Annotated in this window: 18 protein-coding genes; 11 read left to right on the top strand and 7 right to left on the bottom strand. The window is 68.1% G+C overall.

Annotation, left to right across the window (positions count from 1 at the left end):
- Positions 1 to 64: 64 nt before the first annotated feature.
- Together phbB and gluQRS are read right to left on the bottom strand one after the other, a co-directional pair.
- Positions 65 to 805: an acetoacetyl-CoA reductase gene (gene phbB / locus FHY09_RS04135; protein ID WP_166924485.1), complete on the bottom strand. Its 741-nt coding sequence runs from the start codon at positions 803 to 805 to the stop codon at positions 65 to 67.
- Entirely contained in the window at positions 802 to 1,740 is a 939-nt protein-coding gene (gene gluQRS / locus FHY09_RS04130) for a tRNA glutamyl-Q(34) synthetase GluQRS (protein ID WP_166924484.1), read from the bottom strand. The genes phbB and gluQRS overlap by 4 nt, the downstream gene beginning before the upstream one ends.
- 92 nt (positions 1,741 to 1,832) lie before the next feature.
- On the opposite strand from gluQRS, the gene htpX reads away from it, so the two are divergent.
- Positions 1,833 to 2,699: a protease HtpX gene (htpX, locus tag FHY09_RS04125; protein WP_166924483.1), complete on the top strand. Its 867-nt coding sequence runs from the start codon at positions 1,833 to 1,835 to the stop codon at positions 2,697 to 2,699.
- A 204-nt stretch (positions 2,700 to 2,903) separates the two neighbouring features.
- Here the strand turns inward: htpX and FHY09_RS04120 are convergent, their stop codons facing one another.
- Positions 2,904 to 3,731, bottom strand: coding sequence for an inositol monophosphatase family protein (locus FHY09_RS04120; RefSeq protein WP_166924482.1), 828 nt, complete (start codon positions 3,729 to 3,731; stop codon positions 2,904 to 2,906).
- A 115-nt stretch (positions 3,732 to 3,846) separates the two neighbouring features.
- Here FHY09_RS04120 and FHY09_RS04115 point away from each other — a divergent pair, with 115 nt between their 5' ends.
- From FHY09_RS04115 to FHY09_RS04105, 3 genes are all read left to right on the top strand, one after another.
- Entirely contained in the window at positions 3,847 to 4,617 is a 771-nt protein-coding gene (locus FHY09_RS04115) for an RNA methyltransferase (protein ID WP_166924481.1), read from the top strand.
- An 80-nt stretch (positions 4,618 to 4,697) separates the two neighbouring features.
- Positions 4,698 to 5,630 carry a phosphate/phosphite/phosphonate ABC transporter substrate-binding protein gene (locus tag FHY09_RS04110; RefSeq protein WP_166925485.1) on the top strand — a complete coding sequence of 311 codons (933 nt, stop codon included), beginning with the start codon at positions 4,698 to 4,700 and terminating at the stop codon, positions 5,628 to 5,630.
- The gene (locus FHY09_RS04105; RefSeq protein ID WP_166924480.1) at positions 5,627 to 7,744 is read left to right on the top strand and encodes a GGDEF domain-containing phosphodiesterase; all 2,118 of its coding nucleotides are present in this window, start codon (positions 5,627 to 5,629) and stop codon (positions 7,742 to 7,744) included. Before FHY09_RS04110 ends, FHY09_RS04105 begins: the two co-directional genes overlap by 4 nt.
- Before the next feature lie 70 nt (positions 7,745 to 7,814).
- On the opposite strand, the gene epmB is transcribed toward FHY09_RS04105, so the two are convergent.
- Entirely contained in the window at positions 7,815 to 8,843 is a 1,029-nt protein-coding gene (epmB, locus tag FHY09_RS04100; protein ID WP_166924479.1) for an EF-P beta-lysylation protein EpmB, read from the bottom strand.
- A gap of 97 nt (positions 8,844 to 8,940) precedes the next feature.
- Here epmB and efp point away from each other — a divergent pair, with 97 nt between their 5' ends.
- The 5 genes from efp (at position 8,941) to FHY09_RS04075 (ending at position 13,175) form a co-directional block, all read left to right on the top strand.
- The gene (gene efp / locus FHY09_RS04095; protein ID WP_166924478.1) at positions 8,941 to 9,507 is read left to right on the top strand and encodes an elongation factor P; all 567 of its coding nucleotides are present in this window, start codon (positions 8,941 to 8,943) and stop codon (positions 9,505 to 9,507) included.
- 128 nt (positions 9,508 to 9,635) lie between these two features.
- Positions 9,636 to 10,979: a TRZ/ATZ family hydrolase gene (locus FHY09_RS04090; RefSeq protein WP_166924477.1), complete on the top strand. Its 1,344-nt coding sequence runs from the start codon at positions 9,636 to 9,638 to the stop codon at positions 10,977 to 10,979.
- 54 nt (positions 10,980 to 11,033) lie between these two features.
- Positions 11,034 to 11,765, top strand: coding sequence for a bifunctional 2-polyprenyl-6-hydroxyphenol methylase/3-demethylubiquinol 3-O-methyltransferase UbiG (gene ubiG, locus FHY09_RS04085; RefSeq protein WP_166924476.1), 732 nt, complete (start codon positions 11,034 to 11,036; stop codon positions 11,763 to 11,765).
- Positions 11,762 to 12,457, top strand: coding sequence for a phosphoglycolate phosphatase (locus tag FHY09_RS04080; RefSeq protein ID WP_456362704.1), 696 nt, complete (start codon positions 11,762 to 11,764; stop codon positions 12,455 to 12,457). The genes ubiG and FHY09_RS04080 overlap by 4 nt, the downstream gene beginning before the upstream one ends.
- 10 nt (positions 12,458 to 12,467) lie before the next feature.
- Positions 12,468 to 13,175 (top strand): squalene/phytoene synthase family protein, encoded by a 708-nt coding sequence (locus tag FHY09_RS04075; protein WP_166924474.1) that lies wholly within the window; start codon positions 12,468 to 12,470, stop codon positions 13,173 to 13,175.
- Positions 13,176 to 13,206: 31 nt separating this feature from the next.
- On the opposite strand, the gene FHY09_RS04070 is transcribed toward FHY09_RS04075, so the two are convergent.
- The 3 genes from FHY09_RS04070 to yidD are packed head-to-tail and all read right to left on the bottom strand — an operon-like array spanning position 13,207 to position 15,732.
- Positions 13,207 to 14,061 (bottom strand): peptidoglycan DD-metalloendopeptidase family protein, encoded by an 855-nt coding sequence (locus FHY09_RS04070; RefSeq protein ID WP_166924473.1) that lies wholly within the window; start codon positions 14,059 to 14,061, stop codon positions 13,207 to 13,209.
- Entirely contained in the window at positions 14,061 to 15,407 is a 1,347-nt protein-coding gene (locus FHY09_RS04065; protein WP_166924472.1) for a dihydroorotase, read from the bottom strand. The genes FHY09_RS04070 and FHY09_RS04065 overlap by 1 nt, the downstream gene beginning before the upstream one ends.
- Position 15,408: 1 nt before the next feature.
- On the bottom strand, positions 15,409 to 15,732 hold the full coding sequence (yidD, locus tag FHY09_RS04060) for a membrane protein insertion efficiency factor YidD (RefSeq protein ID WP_208407555.1): 324 nt from the start codon (positions 15,730 to 15,732) through the stop codon (positions 15,409 to 15,411).
- Between the two features lie 278 nt (positions 15,733 to 16,010).
- Here yidD and dksA point away from each other — a divergent pair, with 278 nt between their 5' ends.
- A complete protein-coding gene (gene dksA / locus FHY09_RS04055) occupies positions 16,011 to 17,372 on the top strand; it encodes an RNA polymerase-binding protein DksA (RefSeq protein WP_166924471.1) in 1,362 nt (453 codons plus the stop codon).
- Between the two features lie 142 nt (positions 17,373 to 17,514).
- Positions 17,515 to 18,495, top strand: coding sequence for an alpha/beta hydrolase-fold protein (locus FHY09_RS04050; RefSeq protein WP_166924469.1), 981 nt, complete (start codon positions 17,515 to 17,517; stop codon positions 18,493 to 18,495).
- Positions 18,496 to 18,503: the final 8 nt, after the last annotated feature.

Raw genomic sequence — 18,503 nt, 5'->3', positions numbered from 1 at the left:
AATTACGCGTTGATCGTGTTGCGCAGCAGGGATCGGCATGCTGCGCAGCATTTTCATGAGCGGATTACCATCCCATGTGGTGGCCGCCGTTGATGTCCAGGTTGCTGCCGGTGATCCAGGCCGCCTCTTCGGCCACCAGGAAGGACACGCCGTAGGCGATCTCTTCCGGCTTGCCCAGGCGGCCGGTGGGAATGTCGGCGATGATTTTCGCGCGGACTTCTTCCGGAACCGCCATCACCATGTGGGTGGCCACGTAACCCGGCGAGATGGTGTTGACGGTGATGCCGAAACCCGCATTCTCGCGTGCCAGGGAAATGGTGAAGCCGTGCATGCCGGCCTTGGCTGCGGCGTAGTTGGCCTGTCCGTACTGGCCTTTGAGGCCGTTGATCGAGCTGATCTGTATCACCCGGCCCCATCCGCGCCGACGCATGCCTTCGATGACCGGGCGGGTGACGTTGAACACCGAGTTGAGGTTGGTGTTGATCACCTCATGCCACTGTTCGGCGCGCATGCGGTGGAACGTGGTGTCGCGGGTGATGCCGGCATTGTTGACCAGGATCTCCACCGGCCCCAGTGCCGCCTCCACCGCCTGCACCAGGGCCTCGGCGCTGCCGCTGTCGGACACGTCCCCGGGAAAGATCGCCACGTCCACGCCCTGTGCGGCCATGGTCTGCTGCCACGCGCGCGCCCTGGCCTCGTCACGGTAGTTGGTGGCGACCTTGTGGCCCAGGCCGGCCAGGCGCTGGCAGATGGCGGTGCCGATGCCGCCGGTGCCGCCGGTGACCAGTGCGACGCGAGGAGTCATGCTGTGGTTCCGAGATCAGGGGGGAGTAGGGGATTCTGCAACATCAGCGCGTCCTGTGCGCTGTCGGGCAGCAGGATGTCCTGGCGCGGAATGAGCGCAGGATCGAAGGCGGCGGCGGCCGCGTCGAGCAGTTCGTGCAGGGGCATGGCCTGCGACAGCAGGCGTGGCGGCTGGCCCAGCAGTCCCCAGAGGCCGCACAGCAATGCCGTGGGGCGTGCGCTCGCCACGGCCGGCGCGGCCTGGGATTTGGACAGCTTGCCGCCGTCGGCCCCGAGCAGCAGGGGCAGGTGCGCGTAGCGGGGCACCGGCAGGCCGAGCGCACGCTGCAGCAGGATCTGGCGCGCGGTGGAGTCCAGCAGATCGGCCCCGCGGACCACTTCGGTCACGCCCTGTGCGGCATCGTCCACGACCACGGCCAGCTGGTACGCCCAGCAGCCATCGGCGCGGCGCAGCACGAAATCGCCGACGGTCGCGTGCACCTCCTGCGATTGCGAGCCGCGCACCGAATCGTCGAACGCGATGCGCGTGCCGGGAGGCACGCGGAAGCGCACCGCAGGGTCTGGGCGTGGCGCGCGTGCCACGCACGCGTGATGGATGCCGCCGTTGCCCGCCAGGTCGCTGCGGCTGCAGTGGCAGATGAACGCGTGGCCGCGCAGCAGCAGGGTGTCCAGGGCCTGCTGGTAGGCCGGGCCGCGCTGGCTCTGCCACATCACCGCGCCGTCGCCGTGCAGTCCGACGTGGTGCAGCGTGCGCAGCTGCGCAGCGGCGGCCCCGGCAACCGTGCGGGGCGGATCCACATCCTCCACGCGCAGGCGCCAGCCCGCGCCCCCGTGACGGGCGTGCAGCCAGCTGCCGAAGGCAGCCAGCAAGGATCCGGCATGCAGGGGGCCGGTGGGGGAGGGCGCGAAGCGTCCGTAGTGAGCGGTGGGTGCCATGCTGGCTGAATCGTCTTTCAGGTTGCTGCTTGAATTCAAGCTGAAGTCACCGCAGATTGCGTGCATTGCCCCTCTTCGAGCGTAGAAGTCCCATGTTCAGTCGCATAGCCCTGTTCCTCGTGACCAACCTTGCGGTGCTCATCCTCGCAGGCATCGTCATGTCGCTGATCGGCGTGGACGCCCGGTCCGTGAGCGGCCTGCTGGTGATGGCGGCGATCTTCGGCTTCGGTGGGTCGCTGATCTCCCTGCTGCTGTCCAAGTGGATGGCCAAGCGCTCCACCGGTGCGGTGGTGATCACCCAGCCGCGCAACGATACCGAGCGCTGGCTGCTGGCGACCGTGCAGCGCCAGGCAACGGCCGCTGGCATCGGCATGCCCGAAGTGGCGGTGTATGACGGTCCGGAGATCAATGCCTTCGCCACGGGTGCCAACCGCAACAACGCGCTGGTGGCGGTTTCCACCGGACTGCTGCACCACATGAGCGAAGACGAAGCCGAGGCCGTGCTCGGCCATGAGATCGCGCACGTTGCCAACGGTGACATGGTGACGATGGCGCTGCTGCAGGGTGTGCTGAACACGTTCGTGATCGTGCTGGCGCGCATCGTCGGTGGCTTCATCGACAGCGCGCTGTCGGGCAACCGCGAGGGCGGTGGACGCGGCATTGCGTACTTCGTGATCGTGTTCGTGCTGGAAATGGTGTTCGGCATCTTCGCGACGATGATCGCGATGTGGTTCTCGCGCCATCGCGAGTTCCGCGCCGATGCAGGCGGTGCGCAGCTGGCGGGTCGTCAGAAGATGATCGCGGCGCTGGAGCGGCTGAAGGTCAACCATGGCCAGAGCACGCTGCCGACCCAGGTGGCGGCGTTCGGCATTGCCGGGGCGACGGCGAAGAAGCTGTTCCTGAGCCATCCGCCGCTGGATGAGCGCATCGCCGCGCTGCGCGCGTCCACGGTGGTCTGAGGCGGTCGCAGCGTTTCTGCTCGCCGCGCGGTAACCGTGCGCAGCCGTGCACGGCCGGGCGGTTCGTTCCAGCCGCAGGAAAGGTTGGTCCCGCACGCACTGCCAGGGGCTGCGCTCGCCTGGCAGCCGGGGATCAGGCAAGAAAAAACCCCGCCGGGGCGGGGTTCTTCACAGCGGGGCGGCCGAAGCTCCCCCGCGCTGAACTCAGAACTTGGCGTCGAACTCGGCGGCGTAGCCGGTGTTGACCAGCACCTTCTGCAGTGATTCGGCCACCTTCAGGTTGCCGGCCACCACCTGGTGGTTCTCCGGGCCGCGGCTGTCCAGGCGGCCCAGGGTGGCCCCCTTGAAGTCACAGACCTTGCCACCGGCTTCGCGGACCAGCAGCACGCCGGCAGCGATGTCCCACGCCTTCACGCCGGCCTCGAAGTAGGCATCGGCGCGGCCGCAGGCCACGTAGGCCAGGTCCAGGGCCGCCGAACCGGTACGGCGCACGTCCTCGGCCTGCACCAGCAGCGTATCCAGGGCCTTGAGCTGCGCACTGGCGCGGCCGCGTTCGCGCGGGGCGAAGCCGGTGTGGATCATCGTGCCGTCCAGATCCTTGCGGTCGGTGACGCGGATGCGGCGGTCGTTGAAGACCGCACCGGCACCGCGGCTGGCCGTGAACAGTTCATTGCGCAGCGGGTCGAAGATGACCGCATCGGTCGGCTCGCCGTTTTCAACCAGCGCGATGGACACGCAGTAGTGCGGGAAGCCGCGCAGGTAGTTGCTGGTGCCATCCAGCGGGTCGATGACCCACATGTGGCGGTTGGCGCCCTGCACGCCGCCTTCCTCGCCGATGATCCCGTACTCGGGGTAGGCGCGCTTGAGTTCCTTGATGATCACCTTTTCCGCATCGGCATCGACTTCGCTGGCGTAGTCCATGCGCCCCTTCTGCACGACGTTGAGTGCCTCGAGCTTGTTGATGTTGCGCAACAACACGTTGCCGGCGAGGCGGGCGGCCTTGACCATGACGGTGACGGCGGGTTTCTGCATGGCGTGAGCTCCCGGAAGGGCAGAGGGGGGATTGGGCGGGGAAAAGAGCAGGTCCGGCGCAGTGGCCGGCCGCACAGTTTACCATTGCAGGCCGTCCAGCTCGACATCTGTGTTCATGTCCGATCTCCGCATCACTCCCCGCATCCGTTTCGTGCTGGTCGGGACCCAGCACCCCGGCAACATGGGCGCCGCCGCCCGTGCGATGAAGACCATGGGCCTGGCCCGGCTGGTCCTGGTGGCGCCGGAGAAACCGCTCGACGAAGAGGCCTTCCGCCGCTCGGCCGGGGCCGAGGACGTCCTCGGGCAGGCCCCGGTCGTGGCCACGCTGGCCGAAGCGGTGGCCGACTGCACGCTCGTGCTCGGCTGCACGGCCCGCGCCCGGCGCGTGCAGCTGGAAGAGTTCGTGCCCGCCGAGGCCGCCGCGCGGGTAGTGGGCAAGGCCGCCGAAGGCGCGGAAGTGGCGCTGGTCTTCGGCCGCGAGCGCACCGGCCTCAGCAATGAAGAGCTGCAGCTGTGCCATGCGGCGGTGCACATTCCATCCGATCCTGCGTTCAGCTCGTTGAACCTGGCTGCCGCTGTGCAGGTTCTGGCCTATGAGGTCCGCATGCGGGTGCTGGCCAGCGGCGCGGCGGTGCCGGCCCCGGCGCCGCCCGCAGGGGATGAAGCCCCGGCCAGCCATGAGCAGCTGGAGAGCTTTTTCGGTCAGCTCGGGGCCACCCTCGATGAGATCGACTTCCACAAGGGGCGCGCACCGGATTCGGCCATGCGCAAGCTGCGCCGGTTGTTCCTGCGCGCCGAGCCCAGCGAGCAGGAAGTGCGACTGTTGCGGGGCATCCTTGCCGATGCCCAGCGGATGGCCCGGCTGGCCGCCGGCAGCCCGAAATAAAGTCCGACGAAAGTCTCGTTTTTTCAGGTAATCTGTCGCGGTCTTGCAGGGGAATTCACGTGACCGGTTGGCTGGGACGCATGCAGTGGGGACTGCTGAGCCTGGCGTGCCTGCTTTCGGCAGGTACGTCGGCGGCGGCGACGCCTCCCGGCAGCCCCCCGGCCGTTTCCCCACGCCATGTCCTGGTGCTGGGGCGGATCAGCGACGATCCCCGGGCCCATCACGCCCAGCTGCAGCCCCTTCTTGATTACGTGGTGGCGCGCATGGGCGATGTCGGGATCCGCGAGGGACGGGTCCTGATGGCGCGTGACGTGCAGCAGATGTCGAGCTACCTGCGGCGTGGACGCGTCGACTGGGTCACAGAAACAGCCGGTACCGCCGTGGCCCTGGGCCAGCGTGCGCACGCCGAGCCCCTGCTGCTGACCGAACGCAGCGGCGTGCGTGAGTACCACAGCGTGGTGTTCGTGCGCAGCGACAGCCCGATCCGCCACCTGGACGACCTGCGCGGGCATACGCTGGCACTGCAGAGCGTGGCCTCCACCAGCGCCTACCTGGTGCCGGTGATGACCCTGCTCCAGCACGGCATGGCGCCGCAGATCCTGCAGAGTCCGGACGATATCCCGCCGGCCGATTCGGTCGGCTATGTCTTCGCCCGCAGCGAACTCAACATCGCCACGTTCGTGCACAAGGGACTGGTCGACGCCGGTGCGGTGAGCAGCGTGGACTGGGGCGACGAGCGCCGCGTGCCCCCGGCCTTCAAGCGGGACCTGCGGGTGATCCTGCGCAGCGAACCTTTCCCGCGCGCGGTGGAGCTGGTGCGCGGTGACCTGGAACCCCGGGTGCGTGCGCGCCTGCAGCAGGTGCTGCTTGAAGCGGCCAGTGACCCGGCGGCCCGCGAACCGTTGCGGAAATTTTTTGGAACCTCCGGCTTCCATCGCGTCGATGCGCGCATGCGTAAACGGCTGGATGACCTGGGGCGAGGGTTGGCGCGCGTGCGGATGGAAGTGGAATGAAGCGACTGGGTACGGGTCTGCAGGCGCGTTTCGTGCTGGCGATGGGAGGGGCGATGCTGGTGGTGGTGGCCATCCTGCTGGTCCTGCTCGGGCGCCAGGCGGCGATGCAGCGGGAGGTCGTCCAGCTCAGTGGCGGGGTGATCCACGAGCTGTTCGACCGCAGCATGCACAACCGGGGCGAGGCCATGGCGCGGGAGCTTTCCGATGCGCTCGCCAACCCCCTCTACTACAACGACATGGAGCAGATCGGCGCGCTGGTCCGCAATGCCGCCCGGCAGCGCGTGGTCAGCTATGTGCTGGTGTTCGATGCGCGTGGGCACCTCATCCACGACGGCTCGGTATCGGTCGCCGACTATGGTCGGCCGATGTCCGATCCGCTGGCCGCTGCGGCCGTGGCGGCGACCGGGCTGAAAGTGCAGCGCTCGCCCCGCGTTCTCGAAAACAGCATGCCGGTGATGGTCGGCGACCAGCGCCTGGGCGGGGTGCGCGTGGGCATGGCACTGGATGAAGTGCAGGCCCTGGAAGCGGATGCCAGCAGGACCCTGGCGCAGCGGCTGGACCAGGTGGCGACGCGGCACCTGGGGTGGCTGCTGCTGATGCTGGGGCTGCTGGTGGCGATCGGTGCGATGGTGATCATCTACGTGCAGCGCACGTTGGTGGCGCCCATCCGCGGGCTGGCCCTGGCGGCGCGTCAGATCGAGGCTGGCGATTACCACGTGCCGGTGCGCGAGAACCTGCGGCATGACGAAGTGGGCGAACTGGTCCGCGAGTTCGCGCGAATGCGCGATGCGATCGCCCGCCACGACCGCGAAGTGCGCCGCATGGCCTATACCGATGCGTTGACCGGCCTTACCAATCGGCTGGCTTTCCGTGAAGCACTGGACCACCGGCTGGCTTCGGCGCGTGTTTCCGGGCGGCAACTGGGACTGTTGTTCGCTGACATGGATGACTTCAAGCGGGTCAACGATTCACTGGGCCACGAGGCCGGTGACGAGGCGTTGCTGCAGTTTGCCCAGCGCATCAGCGCCGCCGTGCAGCAGGCCGGTGGCGAAGAGGCGCTGCTGGCGCGGTTCGGTGGCGACGAGTTCGTGATCCTGGTAGGTGCCGGCGACGTACCGGCGCAGGCGCGCACCCTGGCCGAACGCCTGGTGCACGACCTCGGCAAGCCGCTGAACGTGCAGGGCAAGGAGCTGTTCCTGGGGTCTTCGATCGGCGTGACGCTGTTCCCCGACGACGCGGCCGATGCGAGCACGCTGCTGAAGAACGGCGACATTGCCATGTACCAGGCCAAGATGGCGGGCAAGAACTGCTACCGCTACTACAGCCGGGCCATGGACCATGCCGTGGAACGGCGCGTGCACATGGAGCAGGAGCTCCGCGGTGCCTGGGAGCGCGGTGAGCTGCGGCTGGCGTACCAGCCGATCTTCCGCACGCGCGACCGGCGCATGGTCGGCGTGGAGACCCTGCTGCGCTGGCAGCACCCCACGCTGGGCACCATTCCGCCTTCGGTGTTCATCGAAGTGGCTGAAAAGAGTGGGCTCATCGAAGTGATCGGACCCAAGGTGCTGCGTGCGGCCTGCAGGGAGGCCGCGCAGTGGCCCGCGAGCCGGGAGGGCGAGCACCTGTTCGTCTCGGTGAACGTCTCCCCGCGCCAGCTGCGCGGTGGCGAGCTGCCCGAACTGGTGGCGCAGTGCCTGCAGGACACCGGCCTGCCGGCCTCGCGCCTGCACATCGAGCTGACCGAGACCGCGGTGATCGGCGATGAGATGGTTGCCGCGCAGCTGTTGGACAAGCTGCACCGGACCGGCGTGAAGGTGTGGCTGGACGACTTCGGGACCGGTTTCTCCGGGCTCAGCCACCTGCGCCAGGTGCCGGTGGACGGTGTGAAGATCGACAAGAGTTTCGTGGCCGACATGCAGCGCGACCCGGACGATCTGGCGCTGACCACGGCGATCATCGCGATGGCCCACGCGCTGGGCATCACGGTGGTGGCCGAGGGCATCGAGCAGGAAGTGCAGTTCGACCTGCTGGCCCAGCGCGGGTGCGACCTTGGCCAGGGCTACTGGCTGAGCCGCCCGGTCACCGCCACCGCCATCGTCCAGATGCTCCAGTGAAAGGAGCGAGGGAAGGGAACCCGGCGCGAGCGGTACCAAGGTGTCGTGATTGCCTCGATCCGTCCTGGCGTCAGAGGGGCCGTTTGCTGGGGTCGCCGGGGAGTTCGCGGACGAGTCTGGGCACCAGGTAGCCGGACAGGCGCGCGGTCAGCTGGGCCACCAGCGCCCTGGCGCGCGCGTCATCCACTTCGAAGTGGGCCACGCCCTCGACCCGGTCGATCTGGTGCAGGTAGTACGGCAGCACGCCGGCGGCGAAGCTGCGCTCGCTCAGCGCAGCCAGCGCTTGGACGCTGTCGTTCACCCCACGCAGGAGCACCGCCTGGTTCAGCAGCTGCGCGCCGGTGCCCCGCAGGCGCGCCATGGCGTCATCCACGCTGCCGTCGAACTCGTTGGCATGGTTGGCGTGCACCACGATCGCCAGGGGCCAGGGCAGGCTGGCCAGCCAGTCGATCAGCTCATCATCCACCCGCTCGGGCAACACCACCGGCAGGCGGGTATGGATGCGCAGGCGACGGATGTGCGCGATGCCGCGCAGCGCGTCGGTCAGCTCCACCAGCTTGTGCGTGGCCAACGAGAGTGGGTCGCCGCCCGAAAGGATCACCTCGTCCAGGCTCGGATCCCCGGCGATGGCCTGCACGGTTTCCGTCCAGCTCCCTTTGGCCGCGTTTTCGGTGCCGTAGTCGAAGTGGCGGCGGAAGCAGTACCGGCAGTTGATCGCACAGCTGCCCGTGGCCACCAGCAGGGCACGCCCCTTGTATTTCTGGATCACGCCGGTGGCTTTCTTCGCCGCGCCATCGCCCACCGCATCCAGGCTGAACCCTGCCACGCGCTGCATTTCATCGTCGATCGGCAACACCTGGCGCAGCAGCGGGTCGTGCGGGTCGCCGTGCCGCATGCGGGCCACGAAGCCTTCCGGTACGCGCAGGGCGAACTGGGCCAGCGCCGCGTCGGACAGGGCCATCGTGGCCGGATCCAGTCCCAGCCGCTGCAGCAGCTCCCGCGGATCGCGCAGCGCTTGCCGCCACAGCTGCTGCCAGCGCGTGGCGACGGGGCGGGGAGAGGCGGAAAGCTGCATGGACAGGGGGCCTGCGGTTATCATGGGGACAGAAAAACAGTGCCCACCGGCCGCCGGTGGGTTTTCCATTCTATCCGGCTCGCCGCACAGACGGCGGTTTCGCCATTTCAGGAGTTTGAGCATGGCCACTGCGGGCATGAACGATGTCAAGAACGGGATGAAGATCCTGGTCAACAATGAACCGGCTGTCATCTCCGAGACCGAGTTCATCAAGCCCGGCAAGGGCCAGGCCTTCACCCGCGTGCGCTACCGCTTCATCAAGTCGGGCCGCACGGTTGAAATGACCATGAAGGCGACCGACGACGTCGAAGTGGCCGACGTGGTCGACACCAACATGAACTACATGTACAGCGATGGCGAGTACTGGCATTTCATGGATCCGGAAACCTTCGAGCAGGTGCAGGCCGACAAGGCCGGCATGGGCGGGGCCGAGAAGTGGCTCAAGGGTGAGGAGTCGTGCATCGTGACCCTGTGGAACGGCGCGCCGATCTTCGTGCAGCCGCCGAACTTCGTCGAACTGAAGATCGCCGAGACCGATCCGGGCGTGCGCGGTGACACCTCCGGCGGCGGCGGCAAGCCGGCCACGCTGGAGACCGGCGCGGTGGTCCGCGTGCCGCTGTTCGTCAACCAGGACGAGATCATCAAGGTCGATACGCGTTCGGGCGAGTATTCCGCGCGCGTCAAGTAACCCGGGTGCGCGCCAGCGCGTTCGCGCTGGCGCTCCCAGAGCTCGGCGGCAGCCGTCCGACCGGCGACCCGTCGCCAGGCCGCAGCCAGGGCTGCGCACGGTCCTTCCCCCCCTAGCAGTGAGCCCGCATGAGCGATAGCGTGAACCTCCCCGAAGCCTGCGATCTGCTGATCGAAGCCGGTTACGTGGTCCCGATCGAGCCGCATGCGGTGGTGCTGGAAGACCATGCCGTCGCGGTGCGTGGCAGCGAGATCATCGCCGTGCTGCCGCGCGCCGAAGCCCGCGCGCGCTTTGCGCCGGCCCAGGTGGTCAGCCGCCCGGACGCTGCGCTGATGCCCGGCCTGGTCAATGCGCATACGCACAACCCGATGACGCTGCTGCGTGGCGTGGCCGATGACCTGCCACTGATGACATGGCTGCAACAGCATATCTGGCCGGTGGAAGCGGCGGTGATCGGGCCCGAGTTCGTGGCCGACGGCACCACGCTGGCGATCGCCGAGATGCTGCGTGGCGGCACCACCTGCGCCAACGAAAACTATTTCTTCGGCGACGTGCAGGCGGCGGTCTACAAGAAGCACGGTTTCCGCGCGCTGGTGGGCGCGGTGATCATCGATTTCCCCACCGCCTGGGCGAAGAGTGACGATGAATATTTTGCCAAGGCCGGTGACCTGCATGATCAATGGCGCAACGATCCGCTGATCGGTACCGCGTTCGCGCCGCATGCGCCCTACACGGTCAACGATGCCAATTTCGAGCGCGTGCGCATGCTGTCCGACCAGCTGGACATGCAGGTGCACCTGCACACGCATGAGACGGCGCAGGAAGTCCGTGATTCGCTGAGCCTGCACGGGCAGCGTCCGCTGGCGCGCCTGGATCGCCTTGGGCTGGTCAATGACCGCCTGATCGCCGTGCACATGACCCAGCTGACCGAGGCCGAAATCCACCTCTGCGCCGAGCGCGGCGTCAGCGTGGTGCATTGCCCGGAGTCCAACCTCAAGCTGGCCTCGGGCTTCTGCCCGGCCTGCGCGCTGCAGCGCGCCGGGGTCAACCTGGCGATCGGCACCGATGGCTGCGCCAGCAACAACGATCTGGACATGTTCAGCGAGAACCGCACGGCCGCGATCCTGGCCAAGGCCGTGTCCGACGATGCGACTGCCCTCGATGCACCCACCACGCTGCGGGCGGCCACCCTCGGGGGCGCCCGCGCGCTGGGGTTCGGCGAGCGCATCGGGTCGCTCGAACCGGGCAAGCAGGCCGACATGATCTGCGTGGACCTGTCCGCGCTGGAGACCCAGCCGCTGCACAACGTGCTCTCTCAACTGGTCTATGCAACGGGCCGGCAGCAGGTCACCGATGTGTGGATCGCCGGGCAGCCCCGGCTCGTCCAGCGCGAGCTGGTCGGCATGGACCTGCCGGGCATCATCGCCAATGCCCGCCAGTGGCGCGATCGCATCCGCCACGTCCGTGCCTGACATCCGCATCCGAACGACTTACCGGCGCGCCTGGCGCGCTGCAAGGACCCTGCCATGAATGCTCCCCACGCTTCCTCGAATTTCGACCAGTCCGAGCTGGACAAGTTCGCTGCCCTCGCCAACCGCTGGTGGGACGTCGACGGCCCGCAGCGTCCCTTGCACGCACTCAATCCCGTGCGCCTGCAGTACGTGGCCGACCGTGCGCCGCTGCGCGGCCTGCGCGTGCTCGACATCGGCTGTGGTGGCGGACTGCTGAGCGAAGCGCTGGCCCAGGCCGGCGCGGACGTCACCGCGATCGACCTGGCGCCCGAGCTGGTCAAGGTGGCGCGCCTGCATGCGCTGGAAACCGGCGTGAGCGTCGATTACCGCGTGCAGGCTGCCGAAGACCTTGCCGCCGAGCAGCCGCACAGCTTCGATGTGGTCACCTGCATGGAAATGCTGGAACACGTGCCTGATCCGTCCGCGATCATCGCCGCCTGCCGCACGCTGCTCAAGCCCGACGGCCAGCTGTTCCTGTCCACGATCAACCGCACTCCGGCCGCGTTCGCAGTGGCCATCGTGGGTGCCGAGTATGTGGCGCGGCTGCTGCCCAAGGGCACCCACCACTACCAGGAATTCATCAAGCCGGCCGAGCTTTCGCGCTGGCTGCGCGAAGCGGGCCTGCAGCTGCAGGATGTCAGCGGCATGGCCTACGAGCCATGGCGCAACCGTGCGCGCCTGAGCCGCCGCACCGACATCAACTACCTGGCGCATGCCACGCTGGCCGTACAAAGTCCCTCGGCGTGACGTGCCAGCATTTTCCCCGCGTAGCGCTGTTCGACCTGGACGGCACGCTGCTGGACAGTGCGCCGGATTTCCTCGCTACCCTGGCGGCCATGTGCGCCGAACGCGGGCGGCCCGCCGTGGCGCCCGGCACACTGCGGCCGGTGGTGTCGAAAGGTTCGCGTGCGATGCTTTCGGTGGCTTTTCCAGAGCTTGACGAGGTGGCGCGGGACGCTTTGGTGCCGGAGTTCCTGGAGCGCTACGAAACCCTGATAGGCACCCGCGCGACGCTGTTCGACGGCGTGGCGGCGATGCTGGAGGTGATCGAGGCCGATGGCGCCCGCTGGGGCATCGTCACCAACAAGCCGCACCATCTTGCGCAGCTGATCCTGCCCCAGCACGGCTGGCAGCACCGTTGCGCTGTACTGGTCGGCGGCGACACGCTGGCCGAGCGCAAGCCGCATCCGCTGCCGCTGCTGCATGCCGCGCAGGTGCTCGGCGTGGCGCCGGGGCAGTGCGTGTACGTTGGCGACGACGAGCGCGACATCTTGGCCGCGCGCGCGGCCGGCATGCCCTCCGTCGCGGCATTGTGGGGCTACCGGCTGCAGCATGACGATCCGTCGGCGTGGCGCGCCGAGGCCAGCGCGCAGCTGCCGCAGGATCTGCTCGATCCGGCGTTCTGGCCGGCACTGCCGGCGGCGCCGGTTCTGAACTGAGGACGATGTAGTGAACAGCAGTGCGTTGGACAGTTTCCTGGACAAATGGCGGACCCGCTGGCCGGAATGGTCGGTGGCCGAGCCGTTCATCGCCGAACCGGAGCGCGCCCGCGTGGCGGCCTGGTTTGCGCTGCTGCAGGAATTCGATGACATGCTCAACGCAAGCGGTGATCCCCTGCCGGCCAACGCCAAGCTGGCCTGGTGGGGCGAGGAACTGCGCAGCTGGGAGGCACGCCGGTCGCGGCATCCGCTGGGTCGCCTGCTGGAGCCGGTGCGCGCCCCGTGGGCGCAGCTGGCGCAGGCGCTGCCGGCGCTGGCGGAGGCGCGTGGCGCCGCCCAGGATCCAGCCGCCGCCCACCGTGCCCTGAAAGATTATGCCGAGGCCGTGGCGGCGGTTGAGGTGGCGCTGTTCAATGGTGCGCCGCGGGCGGGCGCGGACGATGCGGTCCGGCTGCAGACGCTGGCCCAGCGCCTGTACGAGGCCGGTGTGGCGGCTGTGCCGCGCAGCCTGCTGGATGCTGCTGACGGCGATCCGGTACAGCGTTGGGCGGCTGAACTGCTGCGCGCATGGCCGGCTCGCGTGCCCGGCCCGCGACCGCGACGGGTGTGGTCGACGCTGGCGCGTGCGCGCCTGGCGGCGGTCGCGGCGGGCGTGCCGATCGAGGCCACGCCGGTACGCACGCTGCTGCGCGTATGGTGGGCGGCACGCGGCCCCTGAGGCCGGCGACCAGGCCGGGCGGCGCCCGGCACTACCGGCTGGACGCGTCCCGTTCCAGCACGAGCAACGGGTCGATCCGCGTATCGAACCAGTTCATTCCCCAGTGCAGGTGCGGACCGGTCGCGCGACCGGTAGCCCCTGCCGCGGCGATCACCTGGCCCTGTTCCACGCGGTCGCCGACCTTGACGTCGATGCGCGAGAGGTGGAGGAAGTTCGAGCTCATGCCGAAGCCGTGGTCGAGCAGCAAAGTGCCCCCGGTGAGATACAGGTCCGGCGCGGCAAAGGTCACCACGCCTGCCGCCGGCGCTTTCACCGGCGTGCCGGTGGGCACCGCGATGTCCATGCCGGAATGGCCGGCGCCGGGCTGCCCGTTGTACACGCGCGCGTTGCCGAAACGTCCGCTGATGCGGCCCTGCACCGGCCACACGAAGGCCTGGGCGAAGTCCGCACGGTTGTCGTCGCGTGCGCGTGCCGCGGTGACCTGCGCCTGTTCGCGCTTGATCCGTTCGGCGATCGCGGGCGGGGGATTGACGGTCTTCGGCGGCACGCCGTTGACCCGCTCGACGGGCCAGTCACGCGGCGTCACCACGATGGCCACGGTTTCGCGCGTGCCGTCAGCACGGGAAACGTCCACCTGCAGCGGTCCCTTCTCATCACGGCCCACGCCGAACACCACGCTGCCATAGCCGCTCACGCGCAAGGTGCGGCCTGTATAGCGCACGGTGCTGCCGGCGGGCACCTTGCCGATCACCATCGCGCCCTGCGAGGCACGCGCGGGGAACACCACGCGCGTGTCGTCCGCCTGCGCCGCCGCCGGCGTCGCCGGCAGCATCCACAACGTCGGCAATGCGCATGCCAACAGCGCCCCCAGTACTACCGCGCGCATCAGCGATTGAAGCCCAGGCGCTGTCCGGCCGGCGCGCCGACGACATGGGTGCCGTCCCACGCCAGCTGGCCGTTGACCCAGGTCGAGGCGATGCGCGACTGGAACGTCATGCCTTCGAACGGCGACCAGCCGCACTTGGAAAGCACGTCCTCACGCTTGACGGTAAACGGCTTGTCGTCCACCAGCACCAGGTCGGCGAAGTAGCCCTCGCGCAGGAATCCGCGCTCGGCGACGTCGAACAACTGCGCCGGTGCGTGGGCGAACTTCTGCACCACCCGGGCGATGTCCAGCTTGCCCTCATGCACCAGTTCGAGGGCGGCGGTCAGCGCGTACTGCACCAGCGGCAGGCCCGACGGTGCCTGCGCGTACGGCTTCTGCTTCTCTTCCCAGGTATGCGGCGCGTGGTCGGTGGCGAGAACATCGATGATGTCCTCCACCAGCGCGGCCGTCAGGGCCTGGCGATCGGCCACGTCCTTGATCGCCGGATTGCACTTGATCAGATTGCCCAGCCGGGCGTAATCGGTGCGGTCAAAGCGCAGGAAGTGGATGCAGGTCTCTGCGGTGATCAGCTTCCGGCTGCCGTCGGCGCGGATCAGCGGTCCGCGTTCGAACAGTGCCAGTTCGTCGGCGGTGGAGATGTGCAGCACGTGCAGGCGCGTGCCGTGCTTGCGTGCCAGCGAGACGGCCAGCTGCGAGGATTTGAGGCAGGCCTCGCGTGAACGGATGTCAGGGTGCTGCTCCGCGCTGAGGGTATCGCCGTACTGCGCCTGATACTGCTTCATCAGCGCGTCGATCATCGGCGTGTCTTCGCAGTGCGTGATGATCGGGGTCGGCGCGTCGCGGAAAATGGCGTCCAGGGTTTCCGGATTGTCGACCAGCATGTTCCCGGTCGAAGCGCCCATGAACACCTTGATGCCGGGCGCGGTTTTCGGGTCCAGGCGCTGGATGTGCTCCAGATTGTCATTGCTCGCGCCCATGTAGAAGCCATAGTTGGCGCGCGCCCGGCCTGCGGCGGCATCGTACTTGGCCTGCAGCGCGTCGGCGTTGAGCGTGGGCGGGTTGGTATTGGGCATGTCCATGAAGGTGGTCAGGCCACCGGCCACGGCGGCCGCCGATTCGGTGGCGATGTCGCCCTTGTGGGTCAGCCCGGGTTCGCGGAAGTGCACCTGGTCATCGATCATGCCGGGCAGCAGCCAGCGTCCTGCGGCGTCGACGACCTGCTCGCCTTCGCGGGCGGACAGACCGGCGTCGATGCGCGCGATGCGGCCGTCCTCGATGCGCAGGTCCGCTTCCACGACGCGGCCCTCGTTGACCAGGCGGGCGTTGGTGATCAGGGTCGATGACATGTCAATGTTTTCCTGTGCAGCGGCAAGAAGAGGAGTGCAGATCGTCCGGGACCGGATCCAGCCCGCCGGGGTGGAACGGGTGGCAGCGGCCGAGGCGCCGGGTCGCCAGCCAGCCTCCGCGCAGGGTTCCGTGACGGGAAATGGCCTGCATGGCGTATTCCGAGCAGCTTGGATGGAAACGGCAGCGCGGCCCCAGCAGAGGGCTGATGAAGCGCTTGTAGAAGCGCAGCAGGGCGATGAGCAGGCGGGAAATCACCGCGTCATAGTAAAACGTCACCCGTGGTTTGGGGTGAAACGGCCAGGCCGGCCGTCCCCTTCGGCGCATTCATCCCGGGTGCTGGACGTGGACAGGTTGGCAGCGAAGGACATTTGACGCAGGATGGGGCGTTGGCTGTCGGTTGCGCCCCGCACGACCGCCATGCCGGAGGCTTCCGCCACCGGCCAGGTTCCCTGCCACACGGCTGGCGGACCGCGTCCGGTATGCCGTCGGGCCAACGCAGTACGGGCCTGGTGAGCATCCTGTCACGAGGTTGCTGCTGCATGCAGGGTAGGCTATAAAGGCCCGCCTTTCCGGGCCCCGGTGAATCCAAGGAAGAGCGTTTCGTGGCTGCTAAAAAATCTGCGAAGAAGGCGGCCAAGGCCGTCAAGAAAACCGCCAGGCCTGTTGCAACCAAGAAGGCCGCGAAGACCGTGTCACGCGCGGCGCCCAAGCCGGCGGCTAAGAAGGCTGCAGGTCAGGCGACGGCCAGGAAGGCCGCCCGGCCCGCATCTGCGGGCGCCGTGAGCAAGGGTGCTGCGAAGAAGGCAGCGGTGTCCAAGGCATCGCCGGTCAAGAAGGCGGCCGTTTCGAAGGCGGCGCCAGCGAAAAAGGGGGCAGGTGCCAAGGCAGCGCCCGCTTCAAGAGCCACTGCCTCGAAGGCGGCTGCTTCGAAGTCCACTGCCGCGAAGACCACGCCGGTGAAAAAGGCAGCCGTTGCCAAGGCCGCGCCAGGCAGGAAGACGCCCGTGGCCAGGTCTGCGGCAGTGAAAAAGGTTGCCGCCGCCAAGGCAGCACCTGCGAAGAAGCCGTCACCGGCAACGTCGGCCACCCGCAACAACAACGTGCAGAAGTCAGCGTCGACGCCCAAGGCCAAGACCGCGCCGCCTGCGAAGAAACCTGTTTCCAAGGCTGCCGCCGGTTCCGTCCCGGCAGCGTCCAGCAGCAAGCAGTCCGCTGTGGCCCGTCCGGCCGCGGTGGCTGTCGTGAAGTCCGCACCGAAACCGGCCAAGCCGGCTCCGGCCAAGTCTGTCCCGGCCGCGGACGCGGCGACCTCTTCCTCCTCGGCGCCTGCGCCGAAGTCGGAAAAGACCGTTGCCACCCCGGCCCCGCAAATCAAGAATCCCGTGCCTGTTTCGAAATCGACTGCAAAGACCCCAGTGAAAAACGAATCCGCCCCGAAGACCCCCCCGCGTCCTGTTGGCAAGGTCGCCGTGGCCGTCACCGCGCGCTCGACCGCGCCCGCGCCGCGCAGCAAGTACAAGGTCGTTGATTACAAGACCGACGAAGCCACCGGCCGCCCGATCCTGCCTGAAGGCTACAAGCCGGCGGCGGATGAGGAATACATGAGCCCGCTGCAGCTGGAGTATTTCCGCCAGCGCCTGCAGGACTGGCGGGCCGACCTGGTGGAGGAATCCAAGCAGACCATCGAGAACCTGCGCGAGGAAGTGCGTGACATCGGCGATGAGGCCGAGCGCGCGACCCGTGAGACCGAAAACTCACTGGAGCTGCGTACCCGCGACCGCTACCGCAAGCTGATCGGCAAGATCGACAGCACGCTCAAGCGGCTCGACGGCGGTGACTACGGCTACTGCGTGGATACCGGTGAAGAAATCGGCCTGGACCGCCTCGAGGCACGCCTGACCGCCGAGCGCACCATCGACGCGCAGGAACGCTGGGAGCACATGCAGAAACAGCAGGGCGACTGATCGCGCTGCGGTAATGCACGTTCACTGGAAACCCGGCCTCGGCCGGGTTTTCTTTTGCGTGCAGGCAAGCGCCGCCCCGGTCGTGCATGGCATCATCCGGGGCCGCTCTGGTGTTGAAAGGAATGCACGCTTGAAGGGATACATGACCTGCCGCCCATGGACCCTGGGAACGGCACTGCTTTTGCTGCTGCAGGGGTGCGCGCCAGCGCACGAAGCCGCGCACGCCGTGCAGGTGGCCGGCGCGCCGGTGGCTTCATCCGCGCACGCGCCGTCGCCGCCCATGGCCACGGCGACGGGCGGACAGCGCGGCAACGGCGCGCCTTACGAAGTGGTCGGCAGTGAAGTCTGGAACGTGGCCGATCCGGCGTCCGGCCGTGATTACCAGGTGTTCGTTGCGCTGCCTGCCTCCTACGCGGACAATCCGCAGCGTCGCTATCCGGTGCTGTACGTCACTGACGCCGACTACGCGTTTCCACTGGTCCGGCAGATCGCGCGGCGCCTGAACGGCGAGGGTCCGGCGGTGGAGGAGTTCATCCTCGTCGGCCTGTCCTATGCGCTGGGCGAGGACGGCATGACCAGCCGCCGCCGCGATTACACGCCGATCCCCTTGGCCGCCGGAGAGGGACCCGCCGGGGCGGTGCATGGCGGCGGCGGCGCCTACGCCGGCTACCTGCGCGACCAGGTGCTGCCGTTCGTGGCCGCACGCTACCGCAGCGATGAGCGCCGCCGCCTCTTCCTAGGGCATTCCTACGGCGCGCTGCTGGGCACGCAGATCCTGTTCACCGAGCCAGGCCTGTTCGCCGGCTACGTGCTGGGCAGCCCGTCCTACTGGTACGGCAAGCGGCACATGCTGGGCGTGGAGAAAGCCTATGCCAGCGACCATGCCGACCTTCCTGCGCGCGTGTATATGTACGTGGGCGAGTACGAGCAGCGCCGTTTCGGCAAGCAGGCGGACATGGTGACCGATGCGCGGACGATGACTGAGGCGCTGCACTCGCGGGGCTACCCGTCGCTGCAGCTGCAGTTGGACGTGCTGCCGGACGAGGACCATCTCAGCGTGGCGCCGCGCGGTTTCATCCACGGGCTGAAGCATCTGCTGGCCGATCCGGCGGCCTCGCCCTGAGGGCGCGG

The sequence above is a fragment of the Xanthomonas sp. 60 genome, from assembly GCF_011761925.1.
Note: the sequence above shows the minus strand (reverse complement) of the source record. Positions and strands in the feature narration are given on the sequence as shown.

Excerpts from the sequence above, each read along its gene's own strand:
- FHY09_RS04070 (WP_166924473.1), bottom strand. The coding sequence starts at position 14,061 with ATGCGCGCGGTAGTACTGGGGGCGCTGTTGGCATGCGCATTGCCGACG.
- FHY09_RS04115 (WP_166924481.1), top strand. The coding sequence starts at position 3,847 with ATGTCCGATCTCCGCATCACTCCCCGCATCCGTTTCGTGCTGGTCGGG.
- htpX (WP_166924483.1), top strand. The coding sequence starts at position 1,833 with ATGTTCAGTCGCATAGCCCTGTTCCTCGTGACCAACCTTGCGGTGCTC.
- yidD (WP_208407555.1), bottom strand. The coding sequence starts at position 15,732 with ATGCGCCGAAGGGGACGGCCGGCCTGGCCGTTTCACCCCAAACCACGG.
- FHY09_RS04090 (WP_166924477.1), top strand. The coding sequence starts at position 9,636 with ATGAGCGATAGCGTGAACCTCCCCGAAGCCTGCGATCTGCTGATCGAA.
- FHY09_RS04065 (WP_166924472.1), bottom strand. The coding sequence starts at position 15,407 with ATGTCATCGACCCTGATCACCAACGCCCGCCTGGTCAACGAGGGCCGC.
- FHY09_RS04110 (WP_166925485.1), top strand. The coding sequence starts at position 4,698 with ATGCAGTGGGGACTGCTGAGCCTGGCGTGCCTGCTTTCGGCAGGTACG.
- efp (WP_166924478.1), top strand. The coding sequence starts at position 8,941 with ATGGCCACTGCGGGCATGAACGATGTCAAGAACGGGATGAAGATCCTG.
- FHY09_RS04050 (WP_166924469.1), top strand. The coding sequence starts at position 17,515 with ATGACCTGCCGCCCATGGACCCTGGGAACGGCACTGCTTTTGCTGCTG.
- ubiG (WP_166924476.1), top strand. The coding sequence starts at position 11,034 with ATGAATGCTCCCCACGCTTCCTCGAATTTCGACCAGTCCGAGCTGGAC.
- epmB (WP_166924479.1), bottom strand. The coding sequence starts at position 8,843 with ATGATAACCGCAGGCCCCCTGTCCATGCAGCTTTCCGCCTCTCCCCGC.
- FHY09_RS04105 (WP_166924480.1), top strand. The coding sequence starts at position 5,627 with ATGAAGCGACTGGGTACGGGTCTGCAGGCGCGTTTCGTGCTGGCGATG.
- gluQRS (WP_166924484.1), bottom strand. The coding sequence starts at position 1,740 with ATGGCACCCACCGCTCACTACGGACGCTTCGCGCCCTCCCCCACCGGC.
- phbB (WP_166924485.1), bottom strand. The coding sequence starts at position 805 with ATGACTCCTCGCGTCGCACTGGTCACCGGCGGCACCGGCGGCATCGGC.
- FHY09_RS04120 (WP_166924482.1), bottom strand. The coding sequence starts at position 3,731 with ATGCAGAAACCCGCCGTCACCGTCATGGTCAAGGCCGCCCGCCTCGCC.